Source organism: Pseudoalteromonas sp. 1_2015MBL_MicDiv (genome assembly GCF_002407505.1).
In the GTDB taxonomy this organism is placed as follows: Bacteria; Pseudomonadota; Gammaproteobacteria; order Enterobacterales; family Alteromonadaceae; genus Pseudoalteromonas; species Pseudoalteromonas fuliginea.
In genome coordinates this window covers 722,907-738,966 of the sequence record NZ_CP012738.1, presented here as the reverse complement: position 1 = coordinate 738,966, position 16,060 = coordinate 722,907, and the positions used below count along the sequence as shown (strand labels likewise).

Genomic DNA, 16,060 nt, shown 5'->3' with positions numbered 1-16,060 from the left:
CTTTACTCGGTTTTTTACTTATCCCACTAAGTTACAAACCTCGTACTACGATTAAATCGTTCCTAAATAGAACAAATTCCAATCATGCAAGGTCAACAAAAGTGAATTTAACTGTGCACATACATTATTAGTGACACTGAACTGACTCGTAGATAAACCATACACAAACAGTTGTTTGTACTTACACCTACAGCTGGAGGTACGTGCACTAACTTGGCAACAACCAGTGAAGCCAACTTAGTTGCTAGCGAAGATATCCCGAGTGAAAGTACTATTCACAGGGTTCCAATTAAAAGCAGTTGCTCATTCCAACCGCGCTTTTATTAAATTGAACCTTCAAAACATTGCTTTTCCCTTAATCTACCCTCAATTATGAGTGGTTTTTTAAGTTTGGATTTTTTTATGTCCGAAACTATTTCTCGAGTGGTTTCATCTTCAATCCAAATAAATACATTATTTCCATCTATTTTTCTATTTAGAATATATCTTCCCCCTGATTTTAAATTAACTTTAAATTTTACAAAGGCATTTTTTATGCTCGATTGAAAATCTCTGTCACCAATTACTGCTTTAACCCATAAGATGTGTTCTCCTCTCTCATATTGTCTAGCCTGATGCCAGTCTGTTGGTAATTTATTATTACACATTAAAAATACGTATTCTCTTTTCTTACCTTTATCAAAAGCAAAGTTTTCAAAACGAAAATGATTATCTTTTATATCTATTTTAATAGGAAAATTTTGACATCCAGTTACAAAAGATAAGCAAACTAAAATTAATAAGTAAACTTGCTTCATATAATTTCTTCTTTATTATTGTTTTACTTCTAAAGGAGTCATAAAATAAAAAAGCACTATAAAATTATAGTGCCTTTATTAGATTCATTTCGACTAGGTCAAAAAATTAGAACATCATATTGAATACAACTTCAACACGACGTGGCGTTTGGAAATATAGAGAACTACCAAACTTCGCATTCGGGTTGAATGCTGCATCTTCTTCTGCTAATTCCTCATAAGTGGTAACATTTGAGGCATCAAATAAATTGAATACATTTAAAGCTATATATGCAGAGTCAAACGTCTCAAAGTCACTTAAGTCATATTTTATATTAGCATTAATTGTTGTAGTCCAAGGTGTTCGGCCAAAACTACCACGAGAGAATTTAGTATCTCCTACATAATAAGTATCACCGTATTCATAAGAACCTTGATCTGGAGCATAACCCGCACCAAGTGCATTACGAGGACGACCAGAAGTAATATTAGCATTCATACCAACAAGTAAGTTATCTGTAACAGCGTAAGAACCGAACAGTTTTAATGCATGACGACGATCATTTGGTAAATAACCGTTTGCACCATCCATTAAGTAAGGGTAATCCCAGTCAGTAGTTAAACCAGCATCATCTTGACCATTATCAGATTTCACATAACCTTCAGCATTGCCGTAACTTTGTGACCATGTATATGTTGCGTTAAACATCCACAGTCCGTCCCAAGATTTTTCAAGTACTACATCCACTGAGTTGTAGTTACGTTTAGCATCTGGATAACCTAGTTGCTCTGCAGTGAAATCGTAATCTTCTAATGTGCCGTCACCATCATAATCATACTGGAAGGAAACACCCTCACCAGGATTAAATAATAAGAAATGATCACTATCTAAACCAATATCCTTGAAGGCTTCAACCATACTGCCATCATCTATGATGCTTTTTACTTCACGGCGCGTAAATTTAACACCTAGTGACCAGTCTTCGTTAAGCATGCCTTGGTATCCGAAAATCAGCTCATCTTGGTACATTGGTTGTAGACCGTTATCACGCACACTAACAGGGCTAGGTGTAGTGCCATCCCCTATTACATCTGTCTCACCTAGCTTATCTCCAAGTACAGGAACACCATCAGAACCTTCACTTTGAATTGTATAGTAATCATGCGTATAAAGCTCTGCACCTGATAGACGAACATTTGTATTTGATGCAACTGGTAGATAGTAACGACCTGCGTTAGCAAATATCTTATGCTCACCATCACCAAATAAATCATATGCTAGACCTAAACGAGGAGCAAACTGATTATCAATTTTAACAAAAGTGTTACCACTTGCATTTAAGTTTTCAAAACTATCCCAACGTAAACCAATTGTTGCTGTTAATTGTTCTGTAACATTCCAAGTATCTTCTATATAAAATGCTTCATTATTGATATCAAATTCACCACCAACATTGTAGTTACGAACACGTACGTATCGGCCTGATTCATTAATTTCATAACCGTTTGGTAAAATTGAACCTGCATCATAACCAATATATCTGTAATAAATGCCACCAGATAAGTCAACCTGGCTTGTGGAAGTGTTTTTTTCAGCATCATACCCGAAGCGTAAACGATGATCGTCAGCAACTAACCAATCAAAATCTAAACGATACTGCTTTCGCTCATCGCTATTAGTAGAAATTTGAAAAGCTGATGGATCCCAACAACCTAAGTTTTGCCCTGCTTGAGCATCGATAACTACAGGGCAATCAGCGCCAGCTGAACGCGTAGTATCATTGAATTCTACTTTACCAGCCATTGCGGACACAGATAGATAATCTGTCAAATTGCCATTATAGCGGATAGACCAGCTAGTACCACCACTTAGTGTATTAGAGCTAGAAGCATTTTCTTTATCGAGAGCCCCATTTTCATCACGATCATAAGTAGTTGAGTATTCTTTAGATTCATCTTTAAACATCCAAGCCATTAAAGAGTGATCTTCATTAATATTCCAATCAAGACGACCCAAGTAATATGGGTCATCATCTGTACGATTCAGCAATGCCGTACCACGTGACGACAGATCATCGTAGTCGTACTCTCTAAACTCATAAAGAGCATAGAAAAATAAAGTGTCTTCGATTAATGCACCACTAGCAAAAATATCAGTAGTTCTTGATGCTCGTGAATCTTCGCTATTATCAGTTATAATATCACCAACTGTGTTTGCGCAAGTTTTAACAACTTCATCATTTACAGATTTATAACTACAATCATCTGATAAATAGTTTGTGTTCGGACGTTGGCCACCGAGTGATTCAATATTCTGGCGATGTTGAAGACCGAAATGAAATTCATTAGTCCCAGCTTTTGTTACTGAGTTAATTACACCGCCTGTAGAACGACCGAATTCAGCTGAATAACCACCCGTTTTGATTTGAAAAGAATCATAAGATAAGAATGGAATTGTAGAGCCCCCAACACCATTTCGGAAGTTGGTCATATTGAGACCATTTACATAATAAACATTTTCAGCTTGTGATGCCCCACCGAAACTCCCTAATGAATTCCCTTTTGCATCAGAAAAACGTGAGTCACCAAGGTTTACACCCGGCGATAATAATGCTACTGAGGTAATATCTTGCGCAACCGGCAGGCGAGTTAATTCATCAGCTGAAATATTAAATGAAGCCTCAGAACTAGTTACATCAACACGTGCAATTTTACTTCCTGTAACAGAAATAACTTCAATATCACCCTCAGTCATTCCAACTTCAATAGCAGCTGATTTACCGATACCAATTACAATGTTTTTAAGTTCTGATGTCTGGTAGCCTACTTTTTCAATTTTAATATTATAGGTACCAACTGGTACAGCGTTAAGATTAAATTGGCCATTGCTGTCAACCTGGATAGACTTAACATAACCATTCGCTGGATTCGAAATTGTTACAGTTGCACCTGCAATCGGAGCTTCGTTAGCTTGTTGTGTAATGATACCTTTAATTGCACCATCAACATTGCTAGCTGAACTAATACCACTATAAAAGGTTAATGTTGAGCATATTGCAGCGCATAACGCTGCTTTTTTAAATAGTTTTGCTTTTGTTTTCACGATAATTATCCCTGTTTTTGTTATTAAATTACATCCAAAAGGATGAAAAAATACAATAGCATTAGCGTTTCCAGTATGTAAACAAAAAAACAGATAGTTAACATAAAAAATAAAAATACCATTAATTATAAAAATAGCGGTTTATAATCGTTTTCTAACTTTTCAAACGACAAGTCGCCAATAAAACGGCCAAAGCTCAACCAAGTTGCCAAACCGCGTAAATCTTTAAAGTGTGGTGGTACAAATTGTGGGCTCTCTATTACACCTAAATCATGAAGCTGCGATATTAATCTAAAATCATCTATCGATATTTTACCTACCAGTAATAAAGGAAGTCTATCGATTCGACCAAGCTGTATTGCAACGCGTATTAAGTTATAAACCAGTACAAAGCCTTTAATGTAGGCAATATCTTTTGTAAAAGGCAAACCTGTTGGCGTACTGCCTCTAAATACACGCTGCGCAAGTGTGTAGCTGTCATCTTTTGATAAACCTTGCGCTACGTAATCACGGTAAATGTCTACAAACTCAGCGCCATCTATTACCTTTGTAACGGCTTGAATACGATTCACTAATTTAGATAAACGCCTTGGGGTCGATTTTAATGTAATAATTTCGGTTAGTACCGCTAAACCTTCTTGGGTAATAGTGGAGCTTGGCGTACCTTTACTCAAACACGTTAAATAAGGCTGAGCTAAACCATTTTGAGTGGTACCTACGTGTATCCACCCTTCGTGAACTTCTAAAATATCAAGTTCACGCTGCGAAAACTTAACATCTTGATTAAGCTTTATATTATTAGCACCTGCGGCTGCATCACTAACAATACCATCGCTAAGCATTACCTCTACGTTTATGCCTGCCATACTAGCGGTTACTTGCTCAAACAGAATACGCACTGCATCAACAGCATCAATATTTTTAGGGTCGTCAGGCAGTATGTCGGCTATAAGTAAATTTTGCAGCGGTTTATCTAGCATATTAGCTAGCTCAGAAAGTGAGGGCTCACCGGCATGAAATAAATCTTTAGGGTGACCAAATAACTCCACCGATAAGTCATGAAACTCTGGTGTGCCACGATACTCAAGCATGCTTAATACTGTTTTATACTCTGTGCACATTTTTCCCATGTATTGAGCAATGGGATTTAACTGCCCCAATTGATTAATAATGTTACGGTGCAAAGTAGAAAACGCTTGGCGTAACTCGCTAGGTACAAAACCAAGATCGCGCTGTTGATAGTATGCACGATCGATCAGTGGATTTTTTTGACATTTTTGTCTAAAAAACTCCTCTTTAGTTTGTTTATCCCAATTAATAGCATCGAGTATCCTAATAGGCGTTTGCAATGCAATTAATTGATCCGATAACTCACGAGTTTTTAGTAGTAACGCCTTGTCTATCAAGGTGTAAGCTCAACAATAAATGAATTTTGAGCATAATTTAAAAAGGCCAAATTACAAAGCAATATCACATTTTTTTAGCTATTGTTTTTAAGATGATCGACCCTCATATCTATATCGTATTAGCTTTTTAATAAAAGGTATAAAACATGAAAAACGAACTCGACAATAAACAGATTTTAGCCGTATATGAACGCATAATTCAAAAAGGTGAAATGACTGATGAAGGCAAACATTATCAGGGAGTTACTGCATATTCAGACGTAGACGGTTACACCGTATATCTACAAGGTAGCGGCGTAGAACTGCGCTTTGGTTTTCATAATACTTACCACCTTGACTACGAACATGAAAAGCATAAAGACGACTTTTTGAAAAAATTATATAACATTGCAAACGAGAGCTAATGCACCCACGAAAACTAAGACACCGCCCGACCAGTAAGCTCAATACTACTTTTATTAATCAAGTAGTAGAAGAGCTTAAAGCTAATCCAAGTAAAGTCTCTATTATTCAAGACAACCTAGAACAGTACCGTTCTCAAACTCATTTAAAGCGTGGTTTTTTACTGGCTATAGAGCGCTTTGATTGGGTATTTGAAGCAAACAAAGATATTGATTTCATTTGCCAGCAAATTTTAGCTGATGACTACATTGGCAATAGACTAAGACGTTACCCCCTACTTTTTAAAGGCGTTATTAATAATGCCTGACCTTTCAATACCAAGCGCTTTAAAACGATAAAACCACAAAGTTTACTCTCCATATAAATTTATTAGAGCACTAAGCAATTGCAGGTTTAGTGCTCTTTTGTATCAAAATAATACTGTTAGTACTCTAACTATTATTGTTCTAATGGTTTTTTGACATTTTATTCATTTATTTCTGTAAACAAATCATTACTATTATTAAATTTAAAAATTAAATTCTCAAGCCACTGTTTTAAATGAAATTAAACAAATAAAAACCTCATCTTCTTTGCCTTATTAATTGCACTTTTATTAATGATTAATCTACATTTTGGCATCTAGGTATTTACTTCAGCCTTGAATTGTTAGAACTATTACCTTAAGCTTATCTTTATTGAACGTTCAATTAATAATAATTATGCCTAAAGTCGGAATGGAACCTGTTAGACGTCAGCAGCTAATTGACGCAACTATAGAGTCAGTTGCTACTAAGGGACTTCAAGGCACAACGATAAACAGCATTAGTAAAAATGCAGGTTTATCATCAGGTATCATTAGCCATTATTTTGGTGGAAAGCAGGGGTTAATTGAAGCCACGGTTAGATACTTACTAACAAGCTTAAAGCAAGGCTTAATAAGTAAAGTAAGTCATCAAACCACTGCCACTGAGCGTTTAATGTTTATTATCGAAGCCAACTTTGCGCTTGTACAACAGCGTAATGATACAACCCGAACGTGGTTGAGTTTTTGGGCGCAATCGATGCACGATGAAGAATTACACAGACTACAAAACGTAAACAGTAAACGCTTGCAAAGTAATTTAGCATTTTCTTTTAAGCAATTAATGCCTATTGAGCAAGCAAATCAAGCTGCAGAACTTAGCGCCGCGATGATCGATGGCCTATGGTTAAGAGCAGTACTGAGTAAGTCAGACAATAATCAGTTTAAACACAGTGAAAAGTTAGCAAAAAGCTATGTACTTTCACTTATCAAGCAATATGGAGCCTAGCGTGACTACACCTGTCTATCAAAATTTTATTAACGGCCATTTTCTTGCAAACCAAAGCGGCAAAACATTTGATGTAACAAACCCAGCTACGGGCGAGGTTATTTACGCAGTAGAGATTGCCGACGAATTTATTCAAAACGCAGCCATTGCCAGTGCAAAGCAAGGCTTTGCTCAGTGGTCAGCAATGACACCCATTGAACGCAGCCGCATTTTATTAAAAGCAGTGGCTATTTTACGCGAGCGTAATGATGAGCTAGCACTTGTAGAAGTACTAGACACCGGTAAACCAATGCAAGAGGCAAATTGTGTTGATATTGAAACCGGCGCTGATGTAATTGAATACTTTGCAGGCCTTGCGCCAGCACAAGTAGGCCAACAGCAAATGGTGGGTGATGACTTTTACTACACACGTAAAGAACCGCTAGGTATATGTGCGGGTATTGGTGCATGGAACTACCCACTACAAATTGCATGTTGGAAGTCGGGCCCTGCCCTTGCTGCTGGTAATGCATTTATATTCAAACCATCTGAAGAAACACCTCTTGGCGCTATTAAACTTGCAGAAGTATTTGTTGAAGCTGGCGTACCTGCAGGTGTGTTTAATGTTGTTCAAGGTGCTGGTGATGTAGGCCAGTGGCTAACGCAGCATAACGAGATTGATAAAGTATCGTTTACAGGTGAAGTAGGCACTGGTAAAAAAGTAGTGGCAAGTGCTGCCGGTACTTTAAAAGATGTAACGATGGAGCTTGGTGGTAAATCTCCACTATTAGTATTTGATGATGCTAACATTGAGCAAGCGGTTAGCGCGGCTATGTTAGGTAACTTTTATACCCAAGGCGAAATTTGTACTAACTGTACACGTATTTACGTTCATAAAAATATCTATCAGCAGTTTATTGATGAACTTAAAGCGCGCACTGAGAAAAACATTATTGCCGGCGACCCACAAGATTTAAATACAAACTTTGGTGCGCTTATTTCTAAAAAGCACCAAGAACTAGTAATGAGCTACGTTAATAAAGGTATTGAAGAAGGTGCAACGCTATTAACTGGTGGTACAACGCTTTCACCTGAGTCTGCACCTAATGGCTATTTTGTAGCACCGACTGTGTTCATTGATTGCAACGACGATATGACTATCGTTAAAGAAGAAATATTTGGCCCTGTAATGAGCGTGCTTGTTTTTGACGACGAAGACGATGTTATTGCACGCGCTAACGCAACTCACCTAGGCTTGGCCGCAGGCGTATTTACTAGCGATATTAAACGTGCGCACCGCGTTATTCATAAGTTACAAGCTGGTATTTGTTGGATTAATGCATACGGTAACTCACCTGCTGAAATGCCAGTTGGCGGTTATAAGCAATCGGGCATTGGCCGTGAAAATGGTATACAAACTCTTGATCAATACACGCAAACTAAGTCTATTTATGTTGGTATGGCCGACATAGAAAGCCCATTTTAAGGCGCCCTACTATGAGTAATCATTACGACTATATTATTGTTGGCGCGGGTTCGGCGGGTTGTGTTTTAGCAAACCGTTTATCTGAAGATTCAAGTAACCGCGTGTTACTACTAGAAACTGGCGGTAGCGATAAAAGTATTTTTATAAAAATGCCAACCGCGTTATCTATTCCTATGAATAGTGACAAATACGCATGGCAGTTTCATACGCAGCCTGAGCCTCATTTAGATAACCGTGAAATGCATTGTCCTCGAGGCAAAGTATTAGGCGGCTCGTCATCTATCAACGGCATGGTATATGTACGTGGCCACGCAAAAGATTTTGACGAATGGCAGCAACACGGTGCAAACGGCTGGGATTACCAATCGTGTTTACCGTATTTTCAAAAAGCAGAAAGCTTTTACCTTGGTGAAAATACTTACCGTGGTGGAAAAGGCCCGCTTGGCGTTAATAACGGCAACGAAATGAAAAACCCGCTTTACCGCACCTTTATCAAAGCAGGTGTGCAAGCCGGTTACGCTTCTACAGATGATTATAATGCATCGCAGCAAGAGGGTTTTGGCCCAATGCACATGACCGTAAAAGACGGCGTGCGCAGCTCTGCTTCGCGTGAGTATTTAGACCCTGTTAAATCGCGTAGTAATTTAACGATTATTACAGGTGCACTCGCACAGCGCGTGATTTTAGATGGCAAAAAAGCCACAGGCATTGAATACAAAGTAAATGGCGACGTTAAAACTGCACATGCTGCAAAAGACGTTGTACTAAGTGCAGGCCCAATCGGCTCTCCACATATTTTACAACTCTCTGGTATTGGTGATACTCAAGCGCTTGAAAAAGCAGGCGTTGAAGTACAGCATCATCTACCAGGTGTAGGTCAAAACTTACAAGATCATCTTGAGTTTTACTTTCAATACAAGTGTAAGCAACCTATCACGCTTAACGGCAAGCTAGGCATTGTTTCAAAAGGGTTGATTGGCGCGCGCTGGTTATTAACGCGTTCGGGTTTAGGTGCAACGAATCATTTTGAATCGTGTGCGTTTATTCGCTCAAAACCAGGTGTTGAATGGCCAGATATTCAGTATCACTTTTTACCAGCGGCTATGCGTTACGATGGTAGAAGTGCATTTGCAGGTCATGGTTTTCAGGTGCATGTTGGTCATAACAAACCAAAAAGTCGCGGTAGTGTTACTATTGCTTCTGCGAACCCTGAGCAGCCACCAACTATTTTATTTAATTACCTTGAACACCAAGACGATATTGAAGGCTTTAGAGCGTGCGTTCGCTTAACACGCGACATAATCGAACAAAGTGCCTTTGATGAATACCGCGATGAAGAAATTCAACCTGGTAAACATATTCAAACAGATGAAGAAATAGATGCTTTTGTTCGCCAAGCCGTAGAAAGTGCCTACCACCCTTCTTGCTCATGCAAAATGGGTGAAGATGATATGGCCGTTGTTAATTCAAATACGCAAGTACATGGTATTGAAGGACTGCGTGTTGTTGACTCTTCTATATTCCCAACAGTTCCTAACGGAAACTTGAATGCGCCTACTATTATGGTTGCCGAAAAAGCAGCTGACATAATTTTGGGTAAAAACCCATTACAGAAATCGGATGTGAATGTTGCCATAACAACAAACTGGCAAGAAACACAACGTAGTTCAAAGATCTAACTTTAGCCACATGCTCAGGTTTAGCCTCGTCGGGCTAAACCTGAGCGTGCCTTGCAGTGGCACACGATGTAAATAGGTTACGTTGTGTTAATGCGAGAATAAAACAATAAAATACGGAGTGCTTATGAATTATTTTTATTCATTATTGGAGGGTAACAATGACTATTTGGCTTAATGCAGGCATCATTTTTACTTTACTCGCAGTTGTTATTATCTTACTTAAATGGGGTAATGTACGTGTAGTAGGTGTAACACCGGTAAAAACCTTTACGTTTATAGCGATACTATTTACATCAGGCCTTGATGTTGGCCTTATTATGTTTCCTTTAACTGAGTTTGCAGGTTATGCAGACATAAAAGCAAGCCCAGAATACGCGTTTGCAAATCCACTGGCTATTGAATTTGGCTATTGGGGATTCTTGATCTGGGGATTTTACTTTCTTACGTGCTTTTATTTCTGTGTAATAGAACCTAAAGTTAAATTTTTCGAAATTCCTTGGGTCAAATTTATCAATAATGTTGTAATTATTGGCACATGTGCATTTACCGCTTATTTACTACTTACAAATTTACCTTGGTACTTACCCGAATTAGGTGACGGTACAAGTGTAGTTAGCGAGTTTTATTTAATTGTATTTGCTGCGATTTGTTTTGCAGTGTACTCAAGCACCGACATTAAATATGTGCGTATTTTAAGTATTGCGACTACGTGGTTATTCTTAGCGTTAATAGGTTTCATGTGGGTTGGCGCGTTTGTTATTGGTGATAGTGAAATGTCTGCGTTTACTAATAACTTGGGCTCAATTGGCACTTACTTTGCCAACATTAACGAATTTGTTTTACCGTTGAATGATTACCATGAGTTTTACTTATTTTGGTGGTTTGCGTGGAGCATAATGATTGGTCAATTTACATCACGCTTTGTTGGTGGACTTAAAACATACCAAGTATTAGGTGCGATGTTGATATTCCCTTCTATTCCTATTGCGATATGGTTTAGCGTACTTTATCACTACCATGAAGCAGGGATCCCAACTCAAGGTATTAAAAACTTTGCTATGGTATTTGTAGGTATTGTATTTGTAATCAACTCACTCGACTCGTTAGTGCGTTTATATACAGATAACCTAAACCTTACTGTTAAACGTTTTGGTAAAATGAAATATATACTTGGGAATGTTGTCGCTCTGTCTCTATTAACACTATTATTTAAACTAGAGTTTTTACAAATTCAGTGGGTAGGCGCATTAGTTATTGGACTATTCTTTCTGTGTGCTGCTTTTATTGGATACAGTAAATTTAAAACAGTCAAAAATATAGACAGCTCACCAAAAGCAAACAAGATTGATTACACAAAAATAGACACAGTACACTAGGGATAAACAATGAATAACAAACTAAAACAACTTGTAGTAGCACTACCATTTGCACTTTTATCAACAACGGCAGCTGCTGATTGGTCAACAACAATCACGGCAGCGTCTGACTACACATTTAATGGTGTAACACAGACAGATAGCGACCCTGCAATTCAAGGCAGCTTAGATTATGCTTTTGATAGTGGTGTATACGCCGGTGTTTGGGCGTCAAATGTAGATTTTGGTGATGACACTGATTTTGAACTTGATGCTTATGTAGGCAAGTATGTGCAGCTTGATGAGCAGTTTAGCGTTGACTACGGTATTGCTTATTACACTTATCAAGGTAATAACAGCGATGGTAACTACGCTGAAGCATACACTAAGTTTGGCTATGCGAGTGAATACGGCCAAACTGAGCTTAACTTTTGGTATAGCTGGGATTACTTTGGTCAAGGTGGAGGTCATGTAATCTCAATGGTTGCACACACCTATGAGCTGGCTCCAAATCATGCACTACGTGCAAGTTTTGATATATCAAACTCACTTGATGGCCAAAAATGGGCGTGGGACGTTAACGAGAAAAAATCATACAACCATTACCGTTTAGCATATCTAACTAGTTATGAAGGATTTGGTATTGAAGTGGCGGCTGAAAATACGAGCCTTGACTACGATTACGCAGATGAGCGTATCGTACTTGCCATATCACGTACTTTTGATTTGTAAGTAAAACACATCAATAATTAAAAGGCTTCTTATGAAGCCTTTTTTATACTCTCAAGATAAGCGCATAAAGAACTCGCATCTAACGGTTTAGAAAAATAATAACCTTGTAAATGCGAAACGCCTAAACTGTATAACTTTTCGCTCTGATCAATTGTCTCAACACCTTCAGCAACCACATCAAAGCTAAGTGAACTGGCCATTTGTACCACTGCATTTACTATACTCAGACCTTTTTTATCGACATCTTGAATAAACGTTTTATCTATTTTTACGATATCCACACCAATATCTAACATACTTGATAAGGATGAATAGCCAGTACCAAAGTCATCTATCGATATCCTAGCCCCTAACTCTTGCAAAGATTTAACCGTTGATAAAAATGTACTTTTATCCTTAGCAAATACTGACTCAGTGATTTCTATATGTAACTTATCAGCTGGAAAGCTAAATTTTCTTAAAATATCAGCAACTTCAACAACAAATTTTTGCCCTTGAAGCTGCATAACAGAGACATTAACACTAATTGATAAATCGGGAATGATTCTTTGAAACTCGAGCCCTTGAATACACGCGTTTTTTAAAACCCAGAGTCCAATTTCACTAATCATCCCATATTGCTCTGCAATAGGAATAAACTCATCCGGTGGAACCGGTTCACCATCCATTTGCCAACGTAAAAGTGCTTCAACTGAACTGGGGAAATTTGTATTCGAATCTATAATAGGTTGAAAAACAAGCGATAAACTTCCGTCTTGTACCGCAAAAGAAAGCCTGTCATTTAAGCGTCTTATACGCTCAAGTTGCATACGCAAATTATCATCAAAATAACTAATTTTTCCTCTATTAATACGCTTTTGATGATACATCGCCATATCTGCATTTAGAATTAATTCGTCCAAATCACTGCCATGTTCAGGATAAAATGCAATACCTATCGTTGCACCTATTCCCGCTTTGTAATGGCTATTCGAGTGTACTTGTGTAATGGCACTAATGATTTTATTTGCAAAATCATTAGTTTTATCCTTACAGTTATAATCAGTAAGTAATAAAAATTCGTCACCTCCCCATCGACACTTATACTCATTTTGGCTACACACTGCTGAAATTCTCTGGGCAGTTTTTGTTAAAATCTGATCGCCAACCTCATGCCCCATAGTATCGTTAATATGTTTAAAGCCATCTAAGTCAATAAATAACAACGCAAATGATTCATTAGGGTATCGCGATAGCTTTTTTTTGACTCTTTTAAAAAAGCGTTTCTATTCAATAATTGAGTAAGGGAATCGCTATTTGATAGATGATAAATTTCTTGTGTTCGTAATTCGACACGCTGCTCCATCAGTTCTAATAGTTCAATATTTTGATTTTTTAAATGGATGGCATTTTGCGTAAAGTTTGCAGCCTTGTGTAAAGCAATAAGCGTAACAAACCCAAAGCCTATACCTAATACTCCTAATACATTTTGATAATGTTCTTCAGATAGGGTCAGTAGCACTGAATATGGTATCAATAACAAAAATGCGTAAATAAAACATGTTGGTCGATGCGCTGAAAGAATATTTGCAGAGCCACCACCTAGTGCAGAAAAAATGATGATTATACTTGTAAGCTCTAGGACGCTGAAAGATGAATGGAAATACAATCCATAACAGCACCAAATCAACGCCGTGAGGGTTACACTTAAAGAGAATCTATATAAATCAACATAACTCGCTGCTTTACTGCTTCGTTTAAAATAGTAAACATCTATCAAACGGATCCCTAAAACAACAACCATGATAAACCACCAAATAAGCTTATCGGTAACTGAAGTAAAAGACTTATCACTAAAACCAAAAACTATGCCCGTACTAGCAATAAAAGATATAAACAATCCAGAGTAGGCATTTAAATAAAGGATCCGCACACTATCATTTAATTCTTTTTCTATTAGAGGGCTCACATGCATTAAAGATATGCCTTTGTTTAATATTATCAACTTTTTATACTACTAAACGTAAGCTTTAAATTCGATATTGTCCAATATAAGGTGTCTTTTGATGTGTTTATTTTCAGTGCTATAGAAGGTAAAAACGATAGATATGAGCGTTGTTCTTCACAAAACGAAGACCCTATGTACTTGCTATGTTGAATTAATTTTATTGAGGAAGTAGTTCAGCAAACACTACCTTTACTGAAAATTTAAATCTGCTAGGGGCTGTTTATCTTTCGAGGTTAAATTTGCAGCAGTCTGTTTGGTATTTAGGCAAGGCAGAGTCTATGTAGTGTGGTTATTTCCCATAAATAGGCAATAACGTGGAATAAATGCCAAACATGCGCTGCCCGAAGGGCTGACGAATCCCCAAAACGTGACAGGCACAGCAATTTATGATCTTATGTAAATCACCACAACCCACATAAGTCACAACTGCTATGCCTGACACATCAGTTTGCCATAAGTACTTTAAACATGCATTAGCGCCATTCAATAATGCCAGAGTAAAAACATTACTAAGCTGCAGTAATGCATTAATTTCGGGCAATAAACTTACCTTAACTGAAATCGGCAGAAATTTGTCTGGCGCTGTGGATGTAAAACATAAAATAAAACGCGTTGATCGCTTCTTAAAAAATACTCACCTCTACAATGAAAGGGTCGCTATCTATAAAGCATTAGCTCATCCTATTATCGACTCTTTACCAATGCTTGCAATTGCCGTTGACTGGAGCGGTGCCTGTGGTCACGACTATCACTTACTGCGAGCAAGCTTACTTGTGGATGGGCGCTCTATCGTGATTTATAACATGATTGTTGAGCAGAAGAATTTTGATAGCCCAGCAACCAACAGCCTGTTTTTAGATGAACTTTATGAAGTGCTTGGACGACATCCTAGTGTCTATATTGTAACAGACGGCGGCTTTCTTACGCCTTGGTATAGTAAAGTACGCGAACTTGGTTGGCATATGATAGGTCGATTAAGAGGCTCAATGAAGTGTAAACTAGCCATGCAATCACAATGGCATACATTAAAACAACTTAGGGCTGGTGCCAGCGATATACCAAAGGCGTTAGGTCAAGCACGACTAACTCAGTCCAGCCCGACAGCATGCGATGCATTTTTACACGTATATCATGGAAAAAATAAAGGAAGAAAAGGAAAAAGCAGATTTACGAAAGATACAAAAATGTATCAAAACTTAGCGAAAGAGCCATGGTTACTCGCGACATCAGACAATACAATGACGAGTAAGCGAGTAGTTGGTTTATATAGTAAAAGAATGCAAATAGAGCAAAATTTCCGCGATGACAAAAGTTTGAGATATGGTTTTTCGTGGCGTTTTAGTAAAAGCACCGGCATAAATAGAATAGGAATATTATGCTTGATAGCCACAATAGCGAGCACTGCGTTATGGTTTATAGGGTGTGAAGCAGAAAAAAGAAAGTGGCATATAAAATTTCAAGCAAATAGTGTTAAGAATCGCCGAGTTCTTTCATTTTTAACCTTAGCCAAGCAAGTCATAAAGCTATGTAAGAGACGTATTACACAAAGCTATATAGAAAAAAGTTTAAAAAACTTTATTTCTAATTATCAAAAAGAGGCCGCTGGATAAAGTGGGGATCCCTCAGCCCGAAGGGTTCTGCCTAGGGGCAATTTACTCTTTGTTGCTTGGTTTTGACTTAGCCCGCTAGGTTACAAACCTCACGCCGCGATTAAATCGCCCCTAGATTGAACAAATTTTAATCCTGGAAGGTCAACAGGCCCTAGTAAAAGAAATTTACTATTAAACTCGAAACTATACATATGATTATTGTACTTAAATAAAATTGTAACAGTCTTTCGAGGTGACTAATAAGCATTAATCA

The 16,060-nt window shown here is 37.7% G+C and carries 13 protein-coding genes; 8 read left to right on the top strand and 5 right to left on the bottom strand.

What is annotated here, in order from left to right:
* Positions 1 to 323: 323 nt before the first annotated feature.
* From AOR04_RS20790 to AOR04_RS20780, 3 genes are all read right to left on the bottom strand, one after another.
* Positions 324 to 797: a hypothetical protein gene (locus AOR04_RS20790; RefSeq protein ID WP_096794558.1), complete on the bottom strand. Its 474-nt coding sequence runs from the start codon at positions 795 to 797 to the stop codon at positions 324 to 326.
* Positions 798 to 903: 106 nt separating this feature from the next.
* Positions 904 to 3,879: a TonB-dependent receptor gene (locus AOR04_RS20785; RefSeq protein WP_232525550.1), complete on the bottom strand. Its 2,976-nt coding sequence runs from the start codon at positions 3,877 to 3,879 to the stop codon at positions 904 to 906.
* 125 nt (positions 3,880 to 4,004) lie between these two features.
* Positions 4,005 to 5,285: a flavohemoglobin expression-modulating QEGLA motif protein gene (locus tag AOR04_RS20780; RefSeq protein WP_096794556.1), complete on the bottom strand. Its 1,281-nt coding sequence runs from the start codon at positions 5,283 to 5,285 to the stop codon at positions 4,005 to 4,007.
* A 146-nt stretch (positions 5,286 to 5,431) separates the two neighbouring features.
* On the opposite strand from AOR04_RS20780, the gene AOR04_RS20775 reads away from it, so the two are divergent.
* The 7 genes from AOR04_RS20775 (at position 5,432) to AOR04_RS20745 (ending at position 12,210) form a co-directional block, all read left to right on the top strand.
* Positions 5,432 to 5,689 (top strand): DUF3081 domain-containing protein, encoded by a 258-nt coding sequence (locus AOR04_RS20775; RefSeq protein WP_008169639.1) that lies wholly within the window; start codon positions 5,432 to 5,434, stop codon positions 5,687 to 5,689.
* On the top strand, positions 5,689 to 5,994 hold the full coding sequence (locus AOR04_RS20770; protein WP_096794555.1) for a hypothetical protein: 306 nt from the start codon (positions 5,689 to 5,691) through the stop codon (positions 5,992 to 5,994). The genes AOR04_RS20775 and AOR04_RS20770 overlap by 1 nt, the downstream gene beginning before the upstream one ends.
* 409 nt (positions 5,995 to 6,403) lie before the next feature.
* Complete coding sequence (gene betI / locus AOR04_RS20765) at positions 6,404 to 6,979, top strand: transcriptional regulator BetI (RefSeq protein WP_007376366.1); 576 nt, start codon at positions 6,404 to 6,406, stop codon at positions 6,977 to 6,979.
* Position 6,980: 1 nt separating this feature from the next.
* Entirely contained in the window at positions 6,981 to 8,444 is a 1,464-nt protein-coding gene (gene betB, locus AOR04_RS20760) for a betaine-aldehyde dehydrogenase (protein ID WP_096794554.1), read from the top strand.
* Positions 8,445 to 8,455: 11 nt separating this feature from the next.
* Positions 8,456 to 10,123 (top strand): choline dehydrogenase, encoded by a 1,668-nt coding sequence (gene betA / locus AOR04_RS20755; protein WP_096794553.1) that lies wholly within the window; start codon positions 8,456 to 8,458, stop codon positions 10,121 to 10,123.
* 158 nt (positions 10,124 to 10,281) lie between these two features.
* Positions 10,282 to 11,499 (top strand): BCCT family transporter, encoded by a 1,218-nt coding sequence (locus tag AOR04_RS20750; protein ID WP_033038804.1) that lies wholly within the window; start codon positions 10,282 to 10,284, stop codon positions 11,497 to 11,499.
* 9 nt (positions 11,500 to 11,508) lie between these two features.
* Positions 11,509 to 12,210 carry a TorF family putative porin gene (locus AOR04_RS20745; RefSeq protein ID WP_096794552.1) on the top strand — a complete coding sequence of 234 codons (702 nt, stop codon included), beginning with the start codon at positions 11,509 to 11,511 and terminating at the stop codon, positions 12,208 to 12,210.
* A 29-nt stretch (positions 12,211 to 12,239) separates the two neighbouring features.
* Here AOR04_RS20745 and AOR04_RS21980 read toward each other — a convergent pair whose 3' ends face one another.
* Both AOR04_RS21980 and AOR04_RS21975 read right to left on the bottom strand, forming a co-directional pair.
* Positions 12,240 to 13,415 (bottom strand): putative bifunctional diguanylate cyclase/phosphodiesterase, encoded by a 1,176-nt coding sequence (locus AOR04_RS21980; protein ID WP_232525549.1) that lies wholly within the window; start codon positions 13,413 to 13,415, stop codon positions 12,240 to 12,242.
* The gene (locus AOR04_RS21975; RefSeq protein WP_232525548.1) at positions 13,397 to 14,164 is read right to left on the bottom strand and encodes a hypothetical protein; all 768 of its coding nucleotides are present in this window, start codon (positions 14,162 to 14,164) and stop codon (positions 13,397 to 13,399) included. Before AOR04_RS21975 ends, AOR04_RS21980 begins: the two co-directional genes overlap by 19 nt.
* Positions 14,165 to 14,628: 464 nt before the next feature.
* Between AOR04_RS21975 and AOR04_RS20735 the strand changes: the two genes are divergently transcribed.
* Positions 14,629 to 15,807, top strand: coding sequence for an IS4 family transposase (locus AOR04_RS20735; RefSeq protein ID WP_050484169.1), 1,179 nt, complete (start codon positions 14,629 to 14,631; stop codon positions 15,805 to 15,807).
* Positions 15,808 to 16,060: the final 253 nt, after the last annotated feature.

What these genes read in the sequence shown, in the direction of transcription:
- AOR04_RS20770 (WP_096794555.1), top strand. Translation starts at nt 5,689, where the DNA reads ATGCACCCACGAAAACTAAGACACCGCCCGACCAGTAAGCTCAATACT.
- betA (WP_096794553.1), top strand. Translation starts at nt 8,456, where the DNA reads ATGAGTAATCATTACGACTATATTATTGTTGGCGCGGGTTCGGCGGGT.
- betI (WP_007376366.1), top strand. Translation starts at nt 6,404, where the DNA reads ATGGAACCTGTTAGACGTCAGCAGCTAATTGACGCAACTATAGAGTCA.
- AOR04_RS20745 (WP_096794552.1), top strand. Translation starts at nt 11,509, where the DNA reads ATGAATAACAAACTAAAACAACTTGTAGTAGCACTACCATTTGCACTT.
- AOR04_RS20750 (WP_033038804.1), top strand. Translation starts at nt 10,282, where the DNA reads ATGACTATTTGGCTTAATGCAGGCATCATTTTTACTTTACTCGCAGTT.
- AOR04_RS20790 (WP_096794558.1), bottom strand. Translation starts at nt 797, where the DNA reads ATGAAGCAAGTTTACTTATTAATTTTAGTTTGCTTATCTTTTGTAACT.
- AOR04_RS20735 (WP_050484169.1), top strand. Translation starts at nt 14,629, where the DNA reads ATGCCTGACACATCAGTTTGCCATAAGTACTTTAAACATGCATTAGCG.
- AOR04_RS21975 (WP_232525548.1), bottom strand. Translation starts at nt 14,164, where the DNA reads ATGCATGTGAGCCCTCTAATAGAAAAAGAATTAAATGATAGTGTGCGG.
- AOR04_RS20775 (WP_008169639.1), top strand. Translation starts at nt 5,432, where the DNA reads ATGAAAAACGAACTCGACAATAAACAGATTTTAGCCGTATATGAACGC.